Genomic DNA, 19,913 nt, shown 5'->3' with positions numbered 1-19,913 from the left:
CTATCCACGCCAGCCGGGCTGATCGGCCAGAACCCGCGTCGGCATCTGTCCCGATTTGCGCAGCACACAGCGGTTGAACACATCCGACGGATCCCGTCCAAGGATATAGTCGGAAGAAATCTCGAGCTCGACACGGCCGGCGGCACGGGTTCCCCCGCTGCCGCCACCGATCGCGCCGATGGCCACCTCGCCGCGCGGGCGGCCAGCCAGTTCGGCATCGCGCAGGCAGCTTCGTTCCGCCCGGTCAACGGGGATCGGGCCGCAGGCGGCCAGCCCCCCAAGAAGCAGCAACAAGCCGAATGCGCGATGCCTTGCCTGCATCAGGCTGTCGTATTCGCGGCGGCGGAAATGCATTGCGTGGTCGCCGGGCGCGACACGATGCTGGCGACGCTGTCGGCGGTTCCCGACACCCCGGAACGGGCAGCCTGGGCGATGTCGATCAGTTCGGCGGTGGTCGCGTTATTCACCACGCAATCGGTATAGGGAGCGACATTGGCCCCCGGCAGCCGTTTCTCCATCTCTGAATTGATGACATTGCGCGCGACCTGCCGCGAGGCGGCATCGAGCGTGGTCGGCGCGGCAGGAGCCGTGGTGGGCGCGGTTGGCCCCGTGCCGGGGAGCGGTGTGTTGACCGCACAACCCGCAAGCGCAAGCGCGACGACGGAAATTCCGGCGAAAGATTTGAAACGCATCAGTAAACCCTCTTCTTAGGAGCAATCTTCTTCAGGTCGATCCCACCATCCTCGGCCTTTGTCAGCGGCTCCAGATGCACGGGGCGATAATCCAGTTTAACCTTGTTCCCCTCGACCCTTGCAAGCGAATGCTTGCGCCAGTTGGCATCATCCCGCTCGGGGTAATCCTCATGCGCATGGGCGCCGCGGCTTTCCTTGCGCGCCTCGGCGGCGGTGATGGTGGCCAGCGCGTTGGGCATCAGGTTGGTCAGTTCCAGCGTTTCCATCAGGTCGGTATTCCAGATCAGCCCGCGGTCGGTGACCTGCAGATCGTCCAGCTTGGCGGCGATGGCCTCCATCTTGCCGACGCCCTCGGCCAGCGTCTTGTCGGTCCGGAACACGGCGGCATCGGCCTGCATGGTGCGCTGCATCTCGTCACGCAGGGCGGCGGTCGACGTGCTGCCACTGGCGTTGCGGATCGCATCGAACCGATCAAGCGCCTTGTCCACCTGTTCCGGGTTGGTCGAAGGTATGCTCGATGCGCGGTCGACCACCTGCCCGGCCCGGATCGCGGCGGCCCGGCCGAAGACCACCAGGTCGATCAGGCTGTTCGAACCAAGCCGGTTGGCGCCGTGGACCGAGGCGCAGCCCGCCTCTCCCACGGCCATCAGGCCGGGGAAGGTAGCATCGGGATCACCCTCGGTCGGGTTCAGCACCTCGCCCCAGTAATTCGTGGGGATGCCGCCCATGTTGTAATGCACCGTCGGCAGCACCGGGATCGGTGCACGGGTCACATCGACCCCGGCGAAGATCTTGGCGGATTCGCTGATCCCCGGCAGGCGTTCGGCCAGCGTTTCGGGCGGCAGGTGCATCAGGTTCAGGAAGATATGGTCCTTGTGCTCGCCCACGCCACGGCCCTCGCGGATCTCCATGGTCATGCAGCGGCTGACCACGTCGCGGCTGGCCAGATCCTTGTAGGTCGGCGCATAACGCTCCATGAAGCGCTCGCCTTCCGAATTGGTCAGGTAGCCGCCCTCGCCCCGCGCACCTTCGGTAATAAGGCAGCCCGAGCCATAGATGCCGGTCGGATGGAACTGGACGAATTCCATGTCCTGCAGCGGCAGCCCCGCGCGCGCCACCATGCCGCCACCGTCGCCGGTGCAGGTATGGGCGCTGGTCGCGCTGAAATAGGCACGGCCATAGCCGCCGGTGGCCAGCACCACCATCTTGGCGTTGAAGACATGGATCGTGCCATCGTCCAGCCGCCAGCAGACCACGCCGGTGCAGCGCCCGTCCGTGATGATCAGGTCCAGCGCGAAATATTCGATGAAGAATTCCGCGTTGTTCTTGAGCGACTGGCCGTAAAGCGTGTGCAGGATCGCGTGGCCGGTCCGGTCGGCGGCGGCGCAGGTGCGCTGCACCGGGGGACCTTCGCCGAATTCGGTGGTGTGACCGCCAAAGGGGCGCTGATAGATCGTGCCGTCCTCGGTCCGGCTGAAAGGCACGCCGTAATGATCCAGCTCATATACGGCCTTGGGCGCCTCGCGCGCCAGGTATTCCATCGCGTCGGTATCGCCCAGCCAGTCCGAGCCCTTGACCGTGTCATACATGTGCCACTGCCAGTTGTCGGGGCCCATGTTGGACAGCGAGGCGGCGATGCCGCCCTGCGCGGCCACCGTATGCGAGCGGGTCGGGAAGACCTTGGTCACGCAGGCCGTGCGCAGCCCCTGCTCGGCCATGCCGAGGGTGGCCCGCAGACCGGCGCCGCCCGCGCCCACCACGACCACATCATATTCATGCGTTTGGGTTTCGTATGCAGCCATGATGTCCTCAGATCGCAATGGTGAAAAGTGCCATCTTCGCCAGAGCGAAGACCGCCGCCGCGATGACGGCCCAGCCAAAGATCACCGAGACGATGATCGCCGCCTTGCGTGCACTATGCTGGAAATAATCGTCGATCATGATCCGGGTGCCCTTCATGAAATGGACCATGCCCACGATCACGAAAAGCGCGGTGACGATCCCCGGCCATGGGCGTCCGAAATGGGCGATCAGCTCTTCGCGGGGCAGGCCGATGGCGCCGCCAACAGTGATCATGAAGAACGGGGTCAGGATCAGCAGCGCCCATGCGCTGACGGTCATGGCCCAGTGATCGGCGGTGCCGGAGCGGGTCGAACCAAGTCCGGTGGCGGCCTTGCGGGGGGTTATGTAACGCATCTTTTCCCTCGCCTCAGAAAATGAAGAACAGGATCAGGGTCAGCAGGGTCAGCACGACCGAGCCGATAATGATCGCCCAGGAGGATTTTTCCGCCTGCTCGATTTCCAGCATGTAACCGGCGTCGTAGAACAGGTGGCGGATGCCCGCGAGCAGGTGATACCACAGCGCCCAGGCAGAGCCGGTCAGGATCAGAAAGCCCAGCCAGGACCGCATCACCCAATCGGCGGCGGCGAAGGCGCCCGGCCCGCTGACCGCTGCGACCAGCCACCAGACCAGCAGCAGGATGCCGGCGACAAGCGCGTGGCCGGTCGCCCGGGTCAGGATCGACGTGACTGCCGCGATCGGCAGCTTGTAAACCTGAAGATGGGGGGATAGCGGCCGGTTACCCCGGTTCACATCGGCCATGATACGGGCCTCCTCTGTCGGTTCGAACTGATCCCGTCGCAGGCGCTTGGCTGGCCGCTCGGGCTGGCGTTTGGCAGTGTGTCTGGCCGCATTCTTGCCATCTGTCACCAGCTTATGCCAGTCCTTGGGCGCAATTTTAGCGGATTTCCGGAATTGTGATCACGCATGCCGCATGTGTGATCACATGAAACGGCAAACCAAGAAAATCCGTCAGGCTCTTCACCCCGAAGCGAGTGATCGCAGAACCGGCCATCCGATTCAAACCGGCATCAACGCCCAGTAATCCAGATCCAGCAGAACCTCTGGCGCGTATTTGCCGTCCTCGCCCTTCAGCACGAAATCGCCGCTGTCGCCCTTGGTCGCCACCAGCCGCAAGCGGATTGCTCCCACGCCCGGTGCGGCAGTCTCGGCCTTGTCCAGCACCTCGGACCAGGCCCGCACCGTATCGCCCGCGAAACAGGGATTGGCATGGGCGCCCGCGTTCAGAGCCACGACCATCTGCGCGTTGGCGAGCCCGTTGAAACTGAGCGCGCGCGCCATGCTGATGACATGGCCGCCATAGATCAGCCGCTTGCCATCCTCGCGATTGGTGGCGTCGAAATGCACCTTGGCGGTGTTCTGCCACAGGCGCGTGGCCAGCATATGCTCGGCCTCCTCGATGGTGACGCCATCGACATGATCGATCCTCTCGCCGATTTCGTAGTCACCCCACCTGTGATTTTCACCCGCAAGTTCAAAATCATATGCGGAAAAATTCAACTCGCTTGGAATAACGAGACCGCTGGCATCGACCACCTCTGCAAGCTCGGGGACGACCGTCTCGGGCGCCGGGGCCTCCGGGTCGCGCTTGCGCACCATCACCCAACGGACATATTCCATGACCGACTCGCCCGACTGGTTCAGGCCGCGCGTGCGCACCCAGACCACGCCGGTCTTGCCGTTCGAGTTCTGCTTGAGCCCGATCACCTCGGATTCCGAACGGATCGTATCCCCCGGCCAGACCGGCCTGAGCCAGCGCCCCTCGGCGTAACCGAGATTGGCAACGGCGTTCAGGCTGACATCCGGGACCGTCTTGCCGAAGACGATGTGAAAGGCGATCAGGTCATCCAGTGGCGCGGCCTTCAGCCCGCAGGCCCGCGCGAATTCATCCGACGAGGCCAGGGCGTGACGCGCCGGATACAGCGCGTGATACAAGGCCCTCTCGCCGCCCGAAACGGTGCGGGGAACCGCGTGGCGGATCACCTGACCAGTTTGATAATCTTCGAAGAAACGGCCCGGATTGGTTTTCGTCATTGCTGTCCCAGTTTCATCTCGGGGTGGTAATCGGCCTCGACCTCCTTGGTGACGGCCTGCGCGCAGCGCATCACGCCCCGCGCCGCATCGAAGGAGATCGAGGGGCTGCCATGCAATTGCCAGCCCTTTGCCAATGCGTCGCTGACCTTGTGACAGAAGGCAGAGGTGTCGTCCTCGGTCAGCAGGCGGTAGATCGTGCTCATGTCAGGCTCCATATGGCTGGGGTCCGACCCAACCGTGCAAGATTGCGACGACGGCCATGACCACGATGGCCCCGACAACCGCCATGACTTCCTTGCGGGCCGGGAAAGGGCCAGTCGGCGGTGTCCATGCGCTGTCGCGGTTGATGACGACGATCTCGGCCAGCGCCCAGACCAGCAATCCGCCGAACAGGATGAAGGAAGGCAGGTCGCCATTGACCAGCAGATGCGCCACCGCCCAGAGCGAGAAGCCGACCAGTTGCGGATGGCGCAGGTAAGCGGTCACGCGGGTCTTCATGCCGGCTGCCGCGAAAAGATAGAACGCGATCAATACCAGCAGGTTGTTCATACCGACCAGGGCCCCGCTGCGCCCCCACCAATAAGGTCCGTCCGAAATCCTGTAGCCCCAGATCATCAGGATCACCGACAAGAGCAGCAGCCCGGCCACCAGGCCCCTGCCGCGATCGCCCATCGCCTCGCGACGTTCGGGGGCCAGGCGTTTGAAAAGATGCGCGCCCCACCACAGGGCCACGCCAAGAATCAGGATCAGCATCTTGCTTCCTTTCGCTGGATGTGAATCCCATTCACTTTGGCATCATCCGGCCATGGCTGCAATCGCCTCGGCGCGGTCGAGCGTCTTGCGGGCGGTATCGACATGCAGGTTCTCGACGATACTGCCATCGACCACGGCCACGCCCTTGCCCTGGGCGGTGACGGCCTCGAATGCCTCGATCTGGCGGCGCGCAAGCTCGATCTCGGCCTCGGTCGGCGCAAAGACCTCGTTGGTGACGGCCAGTTGCGCCGGATGGATCAGGGTCTTGCCGTCGAACCCCATGTCGCGGCCCTGCTCGCATTCGGCCCGCAGCCCGTCATCATCCTTGAAGGCGTTATAGACACCATCGACGATCAGCTTGCCCTGCGCCTTGGCGGCCAGCAGGCACAGCCCCAGCCCCGCCTGCATCGGCAGGCGGTCCGGGCGAAAGCGGCTGTTCAGCTCCTTGGCCAGGTCATTCGTACCCATGACCATCCCTTCCAGCCGGGGATGCGCCGCGATTTCGGCGGCATTCAGCATGCCCAGGGGCGTCTCCATCATCGCCCAGAGCGGGGTATCGGGGACCAGCGCCGCCACCCTGTCCAGATCGGCGGCGCAATCCACCTTGGGAACCAGCACGGCATCGATCCTGTCTTTCAGCGCGGTGGCACAGTTCCGCGCATCATCCTCGCCCCATTCCGTTGCCAGCCCGTTGATCCGTACGATTCGGGCTCGCGCGCCGTAATCATGGCTGGTCAACGCCTCTGCCAGATATTCCCGCGCGAGTGCCTTCTCGCCGGGGGTGACCGCGTCCTCCATGTCGAAAATGATCGCATCCGCGGCCAGGTTCTGCGCCTTTTCCATCGCGCGCGTATTGGCCGTGGGGATGTAGAGAACGGAACGGTAAGGGCGGGCCATGAAATCCTCCGGGCAACTTTCTTGCGCGAAACTGCCTTGAGGCGCCAGAAATGGCAAGAAGAAATTTGCTGCGCTGCGGCATCACCCGGTCAGGGCCTGCCAGATCAGCCGCAGCGACACCGCGAGCAGCCCCCATGTGATCAGCCTGTAGAACAGCGCCTGCGGGATGATCCGCACCAGCCGCAAGCCGATCCAGACCGAGACCAGCGCGACAGGCGTGAGGATCGCCGCCACCTTCAGATTGGCAAGCGACAATTGGCCAAGGGCGGCATAGGGAATCAGCTTGACCCAATTCACGACGGCAAAGAACCATGTCGTGGTTCCCGCGAAGATCACCGTGGGCAGGCGAAGCGGCTGCACATAGACCTGATAGGGCGGCCCGCCGGAATGGCTGACAAAGCTGGTATAGCCGGCCAGCGCCCCCCAGAGACTGCCTCGCCTGGACGATGGTTGCCGCGGCTCGGCCGACAGATCGGGCCGGACCAGGGCGTTCAGCGCGAAGGCAAGGCCGATCAACCCCACGATCATGGTCACGCCCCGGTCGGGCACGACATGCGCCGTGGCCCATCCGAAGCCGATGCCGAGAACCGCTCCGGGCAGCGAGGTCAGCAGGACGCGCCGGTCGAAATCACGCCGGAAGGCCAGCAATCCACCGACATCGGACGCGATATAGACCGGCAGCATCAACCCCGCCGCCTGCACCGGGGACATCACCAGTGACAGGATCGGCACGGCCAGGATCGCGACCATGGCCAGCCCGCCCTTGGCCAGCCCAATCGCCATCGAGGCCAGGATGGCCAGCAGCCAACCCTCGGTAGACAACTGTAGCATCTCCCCTCTCCTCCAGGCTGTTCTATCGCGGCTGGCGGTAGTCGCGGCGCAACCTGTGGTCAAGCATGACTGCGGCTTAGGCTTGCGATTCGCACGGCAACGTTCTAACCACCCCGCAGCAAACACCCACCATATCGGAGGTTACTCATGGCCCGACCTAAAATCGCACTCATCGGTGCGGGGCAGATCGGCGGCACGCTGGCACATCTGGCTGCGATGAAGGAACTGGGCGACGTCGTTCTGTTCGATATCGCCGAGGGCATTCCCCAGGGCAAGGCGCTGGACATCGCCGAATCCGGCCCGGCCGAGGGCTTTGACGCCAGCCTGAAGGGCACCAATGACTATGCCGACATCGCGGGCGCCGATGTCTGCATCGTGACGGCGGGTGTTCCCCGCAAGCCGGGGATGAGCCGCGACGACCTGCTGGGCATCAACCTGAAAGTCATGAAAGCGGTCGGCGAGGGCATCAAGACCCACGCGCCCGACGCCTTCGTCATCTGCATCACCAACCCGCTGGACGCGATGGTCTGGGCGCTGCGCCAGTTCAGCGGCCTGCCCCGCAACAAGGTCTGCGGCATGGCCGGCGTGCTCGACTCGGCCCGCTTCCGGCATTTCCTGTCGCTGGAATTCGGCGTCTCGATGAAAGACGTGTCGGCCTTCGTGCTGGGCGGCCATGGCGACACCATGGTGCCGCTGACCCGTTACTCGACCGTTGCCGGCATTCCCCTGCCCGACCTGGTCAAGATGGGCTGGACCACCCAGGAGAAACTCGACGCCATCGTGCAGCGCACCCGCGACGGCGGTGCCGAGATCGTCGGCTTGCTGAAAACCGGCAGCGCCTTCTACGCTCCCGCCACCAGCGCCATCGAGATGGCCGAGGCCTATCTCAAGGACCAGAAGCGCGTCCTGCCCTGCGCGGCATATGTGGACGGCGCCTATGGGCTGAAGGGTCTTTATGTCGGCGTGCCCACCGTGATCGGCGCGAATGGGGTCGAGAAGGTCATCGACATCAAGATGGACAAGGACGAACAGGCGATGTTCGACAAATCCGTCGATGCCGTGAAGGGTCTGGTCGACGCTTGCAAGGGCATCGACAGCTCGCTGGCCTGAAAACCCGGCTCTTGCGAATAATGGAACGGCGCGCCACCATCGGCGTGCCGTTTTTCATTTGCAGGACCATTTCATGCGCCATTTCCTCGCCGCTCTGTTGCTGAGCACCGCGCCCGCCATGGCGGATGACACGACCACCTCGGCCTTGATCGCCGAGAAAGGGCTAAGTGCCGCCGGGGCGGAGCTTGAGGCATCTCCGGCCTCGCCCGACCGCGACATGGCGCTGGCGGCGGTGCGGTTCCTGTCCGGTATCGAGGCCGCCTATCAGGCCCGCTGGCGGATCGGCGCGACAGAACCGCTCATCCCCGCTCCGATCCTGGGCACATCGCTGCCCGGCAATCCCGCACCCGAACCGATGCGCGCGGATTTCCTCAACGGGCTTGCCGCCGATCTGTCGGCTTCCATGCAATCGACCCGTGAGATCCTGCGGGATGACGAGGCCGCCCTGGTCCTGCGCCTGCCGGATTTGTGGCTCGATGTCGATGCGGACGGCCAGCGCGGCCCGTCCGAAGGATTGCTGGATCTCACCCTGATGCCGCTTCCCGAGGGTGTTGACGGCGAAATCCGTTTCGATACTGCCGATGCCGAGTGGTTGCGCGCCTATACGCATCTTATCGAGGTGGCGACCGCACTGATCCTCGCCTTCGATCCCGAACCGGCGCTGGCAGGAAAGATCGAGTTGGACGAGACCCTGCGCGAACAATTCGCAACGATGCCCGACGATCCGCAACCCGATCCGGCCTTCGATTCCGAGGCGCGGTATTTCGGCCCCGTGATCGATCGCGTCGCGGTGGTCATTCAGACATTGCGGCACCAGCCCGACAAGGACAGGATCGCCGAAGCCGTCGAGCATGCTCACGCCATGATCGACGCCAACCGGAGTTTCTGGGCCATGATCGCCGCGGAAACCGACGACGACCGCGAATGGATCCCCGGCGACAACCAGAAGGCGGCACTTGGTTTCGATATCCCGAAAGGGGCCGGCAGGACATGGCTGGCCGTGCTGGAGGATGCCGAACAGGTTCTGGACGGCGAGCGCCTGATCCCCTATTGGCGTTTCGCGCCCGGCCACGGGATTGACCTGAAACACTGGCTTGACGATCCGCAGCCCGTCGACCTGGTCGGCTGGACCCAGGGTAGCGCCGCCCTGCCCCATGCCCGAATGGGCAAGACAGTCAGCCGCGATGCCTGGCGGGATTTTACCGGGATCTTCGGCGGACGCGCGGGTCTCTACATGGTCCTGTTCAACTGAAAGCGGTCGCCGCCCGATGTTAGCGCTGCGGGAATCGCCTCCCGCCCATCTTTGTGATCACATGCCGAATTGCCGTGATCACAAAGGTAGCATTCCGTGCAATTTTACCCATTTTCCCAGAAAAACGGTTCATACCTGCAGAAAGCTGTGCCAAGACTTTGGACAAATCTGCTGAACCGACGAGGGGGTCGCGATGAATATTCATGAATATCAGGCCAAGGCGCTGCTGCGCGAATTTGGCGCGCCGGTCAGTGACGGCCGCGTGGTGATGAAGGCCGACGAGGCCAAATCCGCCGCGGGCGAGCTGGACGGCCCGCTTTGGGTGGTCAAGGCGCAGATCCATGCCGGCGGCCGCGGCAAGGGTTCGTTCAAGGAAGCGGCGGCGGGCGACAAGGGCGGCGTGCGGCTGGCCAAATCCGTCGCCGAGGCCGAGGAGCTGACCCGCCAGATGCTGGGCCGCACGCTGGTCACCCATCAGACCGGCCCCGCGGGCAAACAGGTCAACCGCATCTATATCGAGGACGGCTCGGATATCGAGCGTGAACTGTATCTCGCCCTGCTGGTTGATCGCGGCACCTCACGCGTCAGCTTCGTCGCCTCGACCGAGGGCGGCATGGATATCGAGGAGGTGGCGGCAAGCACCCCCGACAAGATCGTCAGCTTCAGCGTCGATCCCGCCTCGGGCCTGTCGGATTTCCATGGCCGCCGCGTGGCCTTCGCCCTCGGGCTGCAAGGCCCGCAGGTCAAGCAATGCGTGGCGCTGATCCGCAACCTGTATCGCATGTTCATCGAGAAGGACATGGAGATGCTGGAGATCAACCCGCTGATCGTGACCAAGGACGGCAACCTGAAATGCCTCGACGCCAAGATGGGCTTCGACAATAACGCGCTTTACCGCCACTCGGACATTATCGCGCTGCGCGACGAGACCGAGGAGGACCCCAAGGAACTGGCGGCCTCGAAATTCGACCTGAACTATATCGCGCTGGATGGCGAGATCGGCTGCATGGTGAACGGCGCCGGCCTTGCGATGGCGACGATGGACATCATCAAGCTGTTCGGGGCCGAGCCCGCCAACTTCCTCGATGTCGGCGGCGGCGCCACCACCGAGAAGGTGACCGAGGCGTTCAAGATCATCACCTCCGACCAGAATGTCAAAGGCATCCTCGTCAATATCTTTGGCGGCATCATGCGCTGCGACATCATCGCCGAGGGTATCGTGACCGCCGTGAAGGAGGTCGGACTGCAGGTGCCGCTGGTCGTGCGTCTGGAAGGCACCAATGTCGAAAAGGGCAAGCAGATCATCAATGAAAGCGGTCTGAACGTGATCGCCGCCGATGATCTCAAGGACGGGGCCGAGAAGATCGTGAAGGCAGTGAAGGGGTAACTCCCCGGATCCACGAACTCAACGAAACTCTCGCAAATTCGGAGACGCCACGAAATGGCCATTCTCGTAGACAAGAACACCAAAGTCATCTGCCAGGGGATCACCGGCTCCCAGGGCACCTTCCACACCGAACAGGCGATCGCCTATGGCACGCAGATGGTCGGCGGCGTGACCCCCGGCAAGGGCGGGACCGAGCATCTGGACCTGCCGGTCTTCAACTCCGTGCATGAGGCGGTGGCGAAAACCGGTGCGACCGCGACGGCCATCTATGTGCCGCCGCCCTTCGCCGCCGACTCGATCCTTGAGGCGATCGATGCCGAGATCCCGCTGATCGTCGCGATCACCGAGGGCATCCCGGTGCTGGACATGATGCGGGTCAAGCGCGCGCTCGAAGGCAGCGCCTCGAAGCTGATCGGCCCGAACTGCCCCGGCATCATGACGCCGGACGAATGCAAGATCGGCATCATGCCCGGCAGCATCTTCAAGCGCGGCTCGGTCGGCGTGGTCTCGCGCTCGGGCACGCTGACCTACGAGGCGGTCAAGCAGACCTCGGATGTCGGCCTTGGCCAGTCCAGCGCCGTGGGCATCGGCGGCGACCCGATCAAGGGGATGGAGCATATCGACGTGCTGCAAATGTTCCTCGACGATGACGAGACCGAATCGATCATCATGATCGGCGAAATCGGCGGCAGCGCCGAGGAAGAGGCCGCCGAATTCCTGGCCGAGCAGAAGAAGAAGGGCAAATGGAAGCCCACCGCCGGTTTCATCGCCGGCCGCACCGCGCCTCCGGGCCGCCGCATGGGACATGCCGGCGCGATCGTCTCGGGCGGCAAGGGCGACGCCGAATCCAAGATCGAGGCAATGAAAAGCGCCGGGATCGTCGTCGCCGACAGCCCTGCGGGCTTGGGCGAAGCCGTTCTGAAGGCCATCGGAAGCTGATGAATTGACAGCCCGTGCCCCCCATTTAACTATGGGGGGCACGGGGGCAACCACCGCGCGAGGCATGACGTGGACGAACAGGGACCAGAGGCCCAGCAAGCGGAGCCCGCAGAAATGCGTTCGGCATGGCATTCCCGTTCCGTCGCTCCGCTGTCATTCGCCGCGATGCTGGCGCTGACCGCTTGCGGCGGCAAGCCCACCGATCTGGTCCTGCCCGGGGGCATTCCCGCCCGGACCGATCTGCACGAGGCCAGCTCTCTTCCACCCGATTCAGTCCGCACCGTTGCCCGCCGCGATTACGGCTGGCGGCTGATCTACCATCCTGCCCGCGCCCCGGCCTCTGCCGATCAGGGCGCGGCGCGGGCGCTTTGCGGGCTCGAAAGCCGCAGGGTCGCCCGCATCGAACATGTACCCCGCATCGATCCCTATGCCGATCCTGGCGCCGCCATGATCGATATCTACTGTGCCTGACAACTTTTTCTTCTGCCCTGAACCGGGGATGAGCCATGAACGACCAGCCAAACAACTCTGATTTCCACGATTCCTCGTTTCTCCAGGGCCATAACGCGGCCTATGTAGAGCAGCTTTACGGTCAATGGGCCAAGGATCCGGCCGCCGTCGATCAGGCCTGGGACGCCTTCTTCCGCACCCTTGGCGATGCCGAGGGGGACGCGGTGCGCGAAGCCCAGGGGCCGTCATGGGCGCGCAGCGACTGGCCGCCGGTGCCGAGCGATGACAACACCGCCGCCTTGACCGGGGAATGGCCGATGGCCCCCAAACCCGAGGCGGATGCGGCGATGAAGAAGATCGCCGCCAAGGCCGCCGAAAAGGGCATAGACCTGACCGAAGGGCAGATGCGCCAGGCAGTGCTCGATTCGATCCGCGCCCTGATGCTGATCCGCGCCTATCGGATCCGCGGCCACCTGCATGCCGACCTGGACCCGCTCGGGCTGCGCAGCGTGCCCGATCATGGCGAGCTGAAGGCCGCGACCTACGGGTTCGGCCCCGATGACCTGGACCGCCCGATCTTCATCGACAATGTGCTTGGCCTGGAGGTCGCCACGATCCGCCAGATCGCCGAGCTGATGAAACGCACTTATTGCGGCACTTTCGCGCTGCAATACATGCATATCTCGAATCCCGAGGAAGCCGCCTGGCTGAAGGAGCGGATCGAAGGCTACGGCAAGGAGATCCAGTTCACCAAGAATGGCCGCCGCGCCATCCTCAACAAGCTGGTCGAGGCCGAGGGTTTCGAGAAGTTCCTGCATGTCAAGTATATGGGCACCAAGCGTTTCGGCCTTGACGGCGGCGAAGCGCTGATCCCCGCGATGGAGCAGATCATCAAGCGCGGTGGCGCGCTTGGCGTGCAAGAGATCGTTATCGGCATGCCCCATCGCGGCCGCCTGTCGGTCTTGGCCAATGTGCTGTCGAAACCCTATCGCGCGATCTTCCACGAATTCCAGGGCGGCAGCTTCAAGCCCGAGGACGTGGATGGCTCCGGCGACGTGAAATACCATCTGGGCGCCTCTTCGGATCGCGAATTCGACGGCAACATGGTTCACCTGTCGCTGACCGCCAATCCCAGCCATCTCGAGGCGGTGAACCCGGTGGTGCTGGGCAAGGCGCGGGCCAAGGGCGATCAGCTCAAGGATACGGCGGAACGGACTGCGGTGCTGCCGATCCTGCTGCATGGCGACGCGGCTTTCGCCGGTCAGGGCGTCGTCGCCGAATGTCTGCAGCTCTCGGGCATTCGCGGCCATCGCACGGGCGGCACGATGCATATCGTCGTGAACAACCAGATCGGCTTCACCACCGCCCCGCATTTCAGCCGCACATCGCCCTATCCCACCGATATCGCGATGATGGTCGAGGCACCGATCTTCCACGTCAATGGCGACGATCCCGAGGCTGTCGTCCATGCCGCCCGCGTCGCCACCGAGTTCCGGCAGAAATTCCACAAGGACGTGGTGCTGGACATCATCTGCTACCGCCGCTTCGGTCACAACGAAGGCGATGAGCCGATGTTCACCAACCCGGCCATGTATACCAAGATCAAGTCGCACAAGACGACGCTGCAGGTCTACACCGACCGGCTGGTCGCCGACGGGCTGATCCCCGAGGGCGAGATCGACGACATGAAGGCCGCCTTCCAGGCGCATCTCAACGAGGAATTCGAGATCGGCAAGAACTACAAGCCGAACAAGGCCGACTGGCTGGATGGAAAATGGTCCGGGTTCGAGCGGGAAGGCGCGGAATATGTTCCGGGACAAACCGGTATCCCGCCCGAGATGATGACACAGATCGGCCGCGCATTGACCACGGTTCCCGATGGGGTGAACCTGCACAAGACCGTGGATCGCCTGTTGCAGGCGAAAAGGAAGATGTTCGAGACCGGCACGGGCTTCGATTGGGCCACGGGCGAGGCACTTGCCTTTGGCTCGCTGCTGGTCGAGGGCCATGGCGTGCGTCTGGCCGGACAGGACAGCGCGCGCGGAACCTTCAGTCAACGTCACTCTGCCATCATCGATCAGAAGAACGAAGAGCGGTATTATCCGCTGAACAATATCTCGCAGGATCAGGCCCGTTTCGAGGTCATCGACTCGATGCTGTCGGAATATGCGGTTCTGGGCTTCGAGTATGGCTATACGCTGGCCGAGCCCAATTCACTGGTCATGTGGGAGGCGCAGTTCGGCGATTTCGCCAATGGCGCCCAGATCATGTTCGACCAGTTCATTTCCTCGGGCGAAAAGAAATGGCTGCGCATGTCCGGTCTGGTCATGCTGCTGCCCCACGGCTTCGAGGGCCAGGGTCCCGAACACAGCTCGGCCCGGCTCGAACGCTTCCTGCAGATGAGCGCGGAGGATAACTGGATCGTCGCCAATTGCACGACTCCGGCGAATTACTTCCACATCCTGCGCCGCCAGATCCATCGCGACTTCCGCAAACCGCTGGTCCTGATGACCCCGAAATCGCTGCTGCGCCATCCGCTGGCGGTCAGCACGGCCGAGGATTTCCAGACCGGCTCGACCTTCCACCGCGTCTTGTGGGACGATGCCGAGCGTGGCAATTCCGACATCAAGCTGGTTGCGGATGACAAGATCCGCCGCGTCGTCATCTGCTCGGGCAAGGTCTATTTCGACCTGCTCAAGGCGCGGGACGAAGCGGGTCTCACCGATGTCTACCTGCTGCGCCTGGAGCAGCTTTACCCCTTCCCCGCACAGGCGATGGTCAAGGAATTGGGCCGCTTCAAGCAGGCAGAGATCGTCTGGTGCCAGGAAGAGCCCAAGAACCAGGGCGGCTGGACCTTTGTCGAACCCTATATCGAATGGGTGCTGGAGCGTTTGGGTGCCAAACACGCCCGCGCCCGCTATGTCGGGCGCAACGCCGCCGCCTCGCCCGCGACCGGCCTCGCCTCGCGTCACAAGTCTGAACAAGAAGCGCTGGTGAACGAAGCGCTCACTATCGAAGGATGATCCGATGACCACCGAAGTTCGTGTTCCTGCCCTGGGCGAATCCGTCACCGAGGCGACCATCGCCACCTGGTTCAAGAAACCCGGCGATGCTGTCGCCGTCGATGAAATGCTGTGCGAACTGGAAACCGACAAGGTGACCGTCGAGGTTCCCAGCCCCGCCGCCGGTGTCCTGGCCGAGATCGTGGCCGCCGAGGGCGAGACCGTCGGCCCCGCAGCCTTGCTGGCGCAGATCGCCGAAGGCGCATCCGATGGCGCGGCGAAAACCGAAGCCCCCAAGGCTCAGGCGGCAGACGGCAAATCCGCCGCTGCTCCCGCGCCCGCCAAGGGCGGAGCCTCGGTCGATGTGATGGTGCCGGCGCTTGGCGAAAGCGTCACCGAGGCGACCGTCGCCACCTGGTTCAAGCAGGTCGGCGACAGCGTCGCCGCCGACGAGATGCTGTGCGAGTTGGAAACCGACAAGGTCTCGGTCGAAGTGCCCGCCCCCGCCGCCGGCGTATTGGCCGAGATCCTCGCGCCAGAGGGCTCCACCGTGGATGCCAAGGCGAAACTGGCGGTGATCGCCGAAGGCGCCGCTGGCACTGCGGCGGCCAGCCCCGCCCCGGCAGCCCAGCAGGGCAGCGCCACGACCAGCGCCCCGCCTCCGGCAAGGATGTCGAGGACGCGCCCGCCGCCAAGAAGGCGATGGCGGAAAAGGGCATCAGCCGCGATCAGTTGCAGGGTTCGGGCCGCGATGGACGGATCATGAAAGAGGATGTGGCCGGTGCCGCCGCGCCGAACGCCGTACCCGCCGCGGCGCGCGCACCATCGCCCGCGCAGGATGCCGCGCGCGAGGAGCGGGTCAAGATGACCCGGCTGCGCCAGACCATCGCCCGCCGCCTCAAGGACGCGCAGAACACCGCCGCGATGCTGACGACCTATAACGAGGCCGACATGTCCGGCATCATGCAGCTTCGCAACGAATACAAGGAGGCCTTCGAAAAGAAGCACAAGGTCAAGCTGGGCTTCATGTCCTTCTTCGCGAAAGCCTGCTGCCATGCGCTGAAAGAGGTGCCCGAGGTCAATGCCGAGATCGACGGCACCGATGTGGTCTACAAGAATTACGTCAATATGGGCGTGGCCGTCGGCACGCCTTCGGGCCTCGTCGTCCCCGTCGTCCGCGATGCCGACCGCAAGAGCTTTGCCGAGATCGAGAAGGAGATCGGCGAGCTTGGCGCCAAGGGCCGCGACGGCAAGCTGAGCATGGCCGAGATGCAGGGCGGCACCTTTACCATCTCGAATGGCGGGGTCTACGGCTCGCTGATGTCCTCGCCGATCCTGAACCCGCCGCAATCGGGTATCCTGGGCATGCACAAGATCCAGGAGCGTCCGATGGTCGTGGGCGGTCAGATCGTCATCCGCCCGATGATGTATCTGGCGCTGTCCTATGACCACCGCATCGTCGACGGCAAGGGCGCCGTGACCTTCCTTGTCCGCGTCAAGGAGGCGCTGGAGGATCCGCGCCGCCTGCTGATGGATCTGTAATTCAACTGCCGGCCGGGTCGGGGCCTGCGCCCCGTCCCGCCAATGAGGTATCCATGTCCGCCAAGACGCAATCCAGCTCCGATACGGTCGCAGAGCAACCTGTGCCGGCGCAGGCACAGGCGGAAACCCGCAACTGGATCGCCGTCGTCCCTCGCGACCACGCCCTTGAAAATATCGGGGGCGATTTCGCGATGCTGGAACATGGCAAGCTGGGGCCGCTTTTACGCCTGACACCGGGCGATTGGCTGATCTATTACTCGCCTCGCAGCTTGCAAAGCGGGGGCGAGGTGCTGAAAGCCTTCACCGCCATCGGCACCGTCAGGGATGCCGAACCCTACCAGATCAGGATGGATGGCGGCGCCATGGGCTTTCGCCGCGATATCAACTGGCTCTCGGCAACCGAGATACAGCTTGCCGATCTGACGCAGAAGCTGGATTTCACGCGGGGAAGCTGGGGGATGCTGGCCCGGCGCGGATTGTTCGAAATCACCGATGCGGATCGGCGGGTCATCCGCGCCGCCATGACGGGGGGATGACCCATGCAACTGCTCGCGCATTACCGGATCGGCGATTATGCCACATTCAAATCCGCCTTCGATGCAGATGCCGAGGATCGCGGCAATAACGGCCTGTCGCTGCTGCAATTATGGCGCGAGGACGGCTCGAATATCTGGGCCCTGTTCAATGTCACGAATGCCAAGTCGGCAAAGGATTATCTCGACGGTGCGGCGGGCGTGTTCAATTCGCAAGCGGGGGTGACCGCCACCAGCTTCCATTTCGTCGAGACCGTCTGACATGGGCGTGGAATTGACGGTATTGGCACTTGCCGGATTGTTGCAGGGCCTGCAATTCGTGGGCTTCTCGATCGCCGCCAACCGGCAGATCGGCCCGCAAGCCGCCATGGGTCCCCGCGATGACTGCCCCGCCCTGACGGGCGCGGCGGGCCGGTTGCACCGGGCGCTGAACAATCATTTCGAAGGGCTGATCCTGTTCACCCTCGCCACGGTCGTGGTGACGGCGGGGCAGCAGGAATCGGCCCTCACCTCGGCCTGCGCATGGATCTACCTGCTTGCACGGATCCTCTATGTGCCCGCCTACCTTTTGGGCTGGGTGCCGTGGCGCTCGGCCATCTGGGCGGTCGGCTTCGCGGCCACGATGCTGATGATCCTCGCGGCGCTGTTCTGACGCGGCGCGGCAAAACGATATAACCGCGGTCGACAGGCCGCATGGTCCGAAGGGCAGAAGGAGTGTGTGATGTCCACCTATGATCTGATCGTGATCGGCGCCGGTCCCGGCGGCTATGTCTGTGCCATCCGCGCAGCCCAGCTTGGCCTCAAGGTTGCCTGCGTCGAGGGGCGCGAAACACTTGGCGGCACCTGCCTGAATGTCGGCTGCATCCCGTCCAAGGCGCTCTTGCATGCCAGCCACATGCTGCATGAAGCCCATGAGAATTTCGAGCGCATGGGCCTGACCGGCGGCAAGGTCAAGACCGACTGGACCAAGATGCAGGGCTACAAGGCAGAGACCGTGTCGGGCAATACCAAGGGCATCGAGTTCCTGTTCAAGAAGAACAAGATCGACTGGCTGAAGGGCTGGGCAAGCATCGAGGGCCCCGGCAAGGTCAAGATCGGCGATACCCTGCACGAGACGAAGAATATCGTCATCGCGACCGGCTCGGTTCCCTCCGCGCTGAAGGGGGTCGAGGTCGACAACGATGCCGGCGTGGTCGTCGACTCGACCGGTGCGCTGTCGCTGCCGAAGATCCCGAAATCCATGGTGGTGATCGGCGCCGGTGTCATCGGGCTGGAACTCGGCTCGGTCTATGCCCGCCTCGGCGCGCAGGTGACGGTGGTCGAATATCTCGACGTTATCACCCCAGGCATGGATGGCGAGGTGCAGAAGCAGCTTCAGAAGACCCTGACCAGGCAGGGCCTCAAATTCGTCCTCGGCGCGGCGGTCAAGGGAGCGGAGGTCGCCAAGGGCAAGGCGAAACTCACCTATGCGCTGAAAAAGGATGACAGCGAACATGTGCTGGAGACCGATTGCGTGCTGGTCGCCACTGGCCGCCGCCCGCAGGTCGAAGGGCTGAGGCTGGACAAGATCGGCGTCGGGATGACCGATCGCGGCTTCGTCAAGATCGATGGGCATTGGGCCACGAATGTGCCCGGGATCTATGCCATCGGCGATTGCGTCCCCGGCCCGATGCTGGCCCACAAGGCAGAAGACGAGGGCATGGCGGTGGCCGAAATCATCGCCGGCAAGCATGGTCATGTGAATTACGACGTCATCCCCGGCGTGATCTACACCACTCCCGAGGTGGCGAATGTCGGCCTGACCGAAGAGGCTGCGAAGGAAAACGGCCGCAAGGTCAAGATCGGCAAGTTCCCCTTCATGGGCAATGCCCGCGCCAAGGCGATGATGCAGCCGGATGGTTTCGTCAAGCTGATCGCCGATGCCGAGACCGACCGCATCCTTGGCTGCCACATCATCGGCCCCAATGCCGGAGAGATGATCCACGAGGTCTGCGTGGCCATGGAATTCGGCGCTTCCGCCGAGGATCTGGCGCTGACCTGCCACGCCCACCCGACCACCTCAGAGGCCGTTCGCGAAGCGGCCCTCGCCTGTGGCGACGGGGCGATTCATGTCTGACAGGGCGCCCTCCCTGCCCCCTGCCCGGATTGCTCCGGGCGGGAGGATTGCGCGGCGCGGATTGCTATTGGGTGGCCTCGTATTGGCAGCCTGCGGTCGGAAATCGCAGGAGCCGCGCGGGAAAGCGGGCAACAGGACCGGCCTCCATCCCAACGAGACCCCCTATCTGCGTTCGCGCATCAATTACTGGGCGGCGCATTACCGCGTCCCGGCATCGCTGGTCCAGCGGATCGTGATCCGCGAATCCACCCACCGGCCCGGCGCACGCAACGGCCCCTATTACGGGCTGATGCAGATCCTGCCGCAAACGGCCCGGACAATGGGCTATCGCGGTCCCGCCAGCGGACTGCTCGATGCCGATACCAACCTGAAATACGGGGTAAAATACCTGCGCGGCGCCTATCTGGTCGCGAATGGCAATCATGACAAGGCGGTCATGTGGTATGCGCGGGGTTATTATTACGAGGCCAAGCGCAAGGGCCTTCTGGAAGAAACTGGCCTGCGCGGCTGAAGC

The 19,913-nt window shown here is 63.8% G+C and carries 21 protein-coding genes and 1 pseudogene; 12 read left to right on the top strand and 10 right to left on the bottom strand.

Annotated features, from left to right (window positions below; translation table 11 throughout):
- From A7A09_RS03350 to A7A09_RS03305, 10 genes are all read right to left on the bottom strand, one after another.
- Complete coding sequence (locus A7A09_RS03350; RefSeq protein ID WP_245999114.1) at positions 1-354, bottom strand: hypothetical protein; 354 nt, start codon at positions 352-354, stop codon at positions 1-3.
- A complete protein-coding gene (locus A7A09_RS03345) occupies positions 321-692 on the bottom strand; it encodes a hypothetical protein (RefSeq protein WP_106690094.1) in 372 nt (123 codons plus the stop codon). Before A7A09_RS03345 ends, A7A09_RS03350 begins: the two co-directional genes overlap by 34 nt.
- The gene (sdhA, locus tag A7A09_RS03340; protein ID WP_106690093.1) at positions 692-2,494 is read right to left on the bottom strand and encodes a succinate dehydrogenase flavoprotein subunit; all 1,803 of its coding nucleotides are present in this window, start codon (positions 2,492-2,494) and stop codon (positions 692-694) included. The genes A7A09_RS03345 and sdhA overlap by 1 nt, the downstream gene beginning before the upstream one ends.
- 7 nt (positions 2,495-2,501) lie before the next feature.
- Positions 2,502-2,888, bottom strand: coding sequence for a succinate dehydrogenase, hydrophobic membrane anchor protein (locus A7A09_RS03335; RefSeq protein ID WP_106690092.1), 387 nt, complete (start codon positions 2,886-2,888; stop codon positions 2,502-2,504).
- A 13-nt stretch (positions 2,889-2,901) separates the two neighbouring features.
- Positions 2,902-3,294, bottom strand: coding sequence for a succinate dehydrogenase, cytochrome b556 subunit (gene sdhC, locus A7A09_RS03330; RefSeq protein WP_106690413.1), 393 nt, complete (start codon positions 3,292-3,294; stop codon positions 2,902-2,904).
- 258 nt (positions 3,295-3,552) lie between these two features.
- Positions 3,553-4,587, bottom strand: coding sequence for a MaoC family dehydratase (locus A7A09_RS03325; RefSeq protein ID WP_106690091.1), 1,035 nt, complete (start codon positions 4,585-4,587; stop codon positions 3,553-3,555).
- Positions 4,584-4,790 carry a DUF1737 domain-containing protein gene (locus tag A7A09_RS03320; protein WP_106690090.1) on the bottom strand — a complete coding sequence of 69 codons (207 nt, stop codon included), beginning with the start codon at positions 4,788-4,790 and terminating at the stop codon, positions 4,584-4,586. The genes A7A09_RS03325 and A7A09_RS03320 overlap by 4 nt, the downstream gene beginning before the upstream one ends.
- Position 4,791: 1 nt before the next feature.
- Complete coding sequence (locus A7A09_RS03315) at positions 4,792-5,340, bottom strand: NnrU family protein (protein ID WP_106690089.1); 549 nt, start codon at positions 5,338-5,340, stop codon at positions 4,792-4,794.
- A gap of 42 nt (positions 5,341-5,382) precedes the next feature.
- Positions 5,383-6,237 (bottom strand): HpcH/HpaI aldolase/citrate lyase family protein, encoded by an 855-nt coding sequence (locus A7A09_RS03310; RefSeq protein ID WP_106690088.1) that lies wholly within the window; start codon positions 6,235-6,237, stop codon positions 5,383-5,385.
- An 81-nt stretch (positions 6,238-6,318) separates the two neighbouring features.
- Positions 6,319-7,068 (bottom strand): sulfite exporter TauE/SafE family protein, encoded by a 750-nt coding sequence (locus A7A09_RS03305; protein WP_106690087.1) that lies wholly within the window; start codon positions 7,066-7,068, stop codon positions 6,319-6,321.
- A 147-nt stretch (positions 7,069-7,215) separates the two neighbouring features.
- Between A7A09_RS03305 and mdh the strand changes: the two genes are divergently transcribed.
- The 12 genes and pseudogenes from mdh to A7A09_RS03245 all read left to right on the top strand — a co-directional run bounded on the left by mdh (position 7,216) and on the right by A7A09_RS03245 (position 19,910).
- On the top strand, positions 7,216-8,178 hold the full coding sequence (gene mdh / locus A7A09_RS03300; protein WP_106690086.1) for a malate dehydrogenase: 963 nt from the start codon (positions 7,216-7,218) through the stop codon (positions 8,176-8,178).
- A 73-nt stretch (positions 8,179-8,251) separates the two neighbouring features.
- The gene (locus A7A09_RS03295) at positions 8,252-9,430 is read left to right on the top strand and encodes a hypothetical protein (RefSeq protein WP_123225471.1); all 1,179 of its coding nucleotides are present in this window, start codon (positions 8,252-8,254) and stop codon (positions 9,428-9,430) included.
- 193 nt (positions 9,431-9,623) lie between these two features.
- Positions 9,624-10,817, top strand: a complete 1,194-nt coding sequence (gene sucC / locus A7A09_RS03290; protein ID WP_106690084.1) for an ADP-forming succinate--CoA ligase subunit beta — start codon at positions 9,624-9,626, stop codon at positions 10,815-10,817.
- Between the two features lie 54 nt (positions 10,818-10,871).
- A complete protein-coding gene (gene sucD / locus A7A09_RS03285) occupies positions 10,872-11,756 on the top strand; it encodes a succinate--CoA ligase subunit alpha (RefSeq protein ID WP_106690083.1) in 885 nt (294 codons plus the stop codon).
- Positions 11,757-11,870: 114 nt separating this feature from the next.
- Complete coding sequence (locus tag A7A09_RS03280) at positions 11,871-12,227, top strand: hypothetical protein (protein WP_106690082.1); 357 nt, start codon at positions 11,871-11,873, stop codon at positions 12,225-12,227.
- A gap of 35 nt (positions 12,228-12,262) precedes the next feature.
- Positions 12,263-15,229 carry a 2-oxoglutarate dehydrogenase E1 component gene (locus A7A09_RS03275; RefSeq protein WP_106690081.1) on the top strand — a complete coding sequence of 989 codons (2,967 nt, stop codon included), beginning with the start codon at positions 12,263-12,265 and terminating at the stop codon, positions 15,227-15,229.
- A 4-nt stretch (positions 15,230-15,233) separates the two neighbouring features.
- A pseudogene (gene odhB, locus A7A09_RS03270) lies at positions 15,234-16,750 on the top strand (2-oxoglutarate dehydrogenase complex dihydrolipoyllysine-residue succinyltransferase).
- Between the two features lie 53 nt (positions 16,751-16,803).
- Positions 16,804-17,286 carry an EVE domain-containing protein gene (locus A7A09_RS03265; RefSeq protein WP_106690080.1) on the top strand — a complete coding sequence of 161 codons (483 nt, stop codon included), beginning with the start codon at positions 16,804-16,806 and terminating at the stop codon, positions 17,284-17,286.
- A 3-nt stretch (positions 17,287-17,289) separates the two neighbouring features.
- Complete coding sequence (locus A7A09_RS03260; RefSeq protein ID WP_106690079.1) at positions 17,290-17,544, top strand: hypothetical protein; 255 nt, start codon at positions 17,290-17,292, stop codon at positions 17,542-17,544.
- A gap of 1 nt (position 17,545) precedes the next feature.
- On the top strand, positions 17,546-17,935 hold the full coding sequence (locus A7A09_RS03255) for an MAPEG family protein (RefSeq protein WP_106690078.1): 390 nt from the start codon (positions 17,546-17,548) through the stop codon (positions 17,933-17,935).
- Positions 17,936-18,004: 69 nt separating this feature from the next.
- Positions 18,005-19,399 carry a dihydrolipoyl dehydrogenase gene (gene lpdA, locus A7A09_RS03250; protein WP_106690077.1) on the top strand — a complete coding sequence of 465 codons (1,395 nt, stop codon included), beginning with the start codon at positions 18,005-18,007 and terminating at the stop codon, positions 19,397-19,399.
- Complete coding sequence (locus A7A09_RS03245) at positions 19,392-19,910, top strand: transglycosylase SLT domain-containing protein (RefSeq protein WP_106690076.1); 519 nt, start codon at positions 19,392-19,394, stop codon at positions 19,908-19,910. Before lpdA ends, A7A09_RS03245 begins: the two co-directional genes overlap by 8 nt.
- The last annotated feature ends 3 nt before the right edge of the window (positions 19,911-19,913 follow it).

This window comes from Paracoccus methylarcula, from assembly GCF_003007735.2.
Lineage (GTDB): Bacteria > Pseudomonadota > Alphaproteobacteria > Rhodobacterales > Rhodobacteraceae > Paracoccus > Paracoccus methylarcula.
This window is presented reverse-complemented; position numbering and strand designations above follow the sequence as displayed.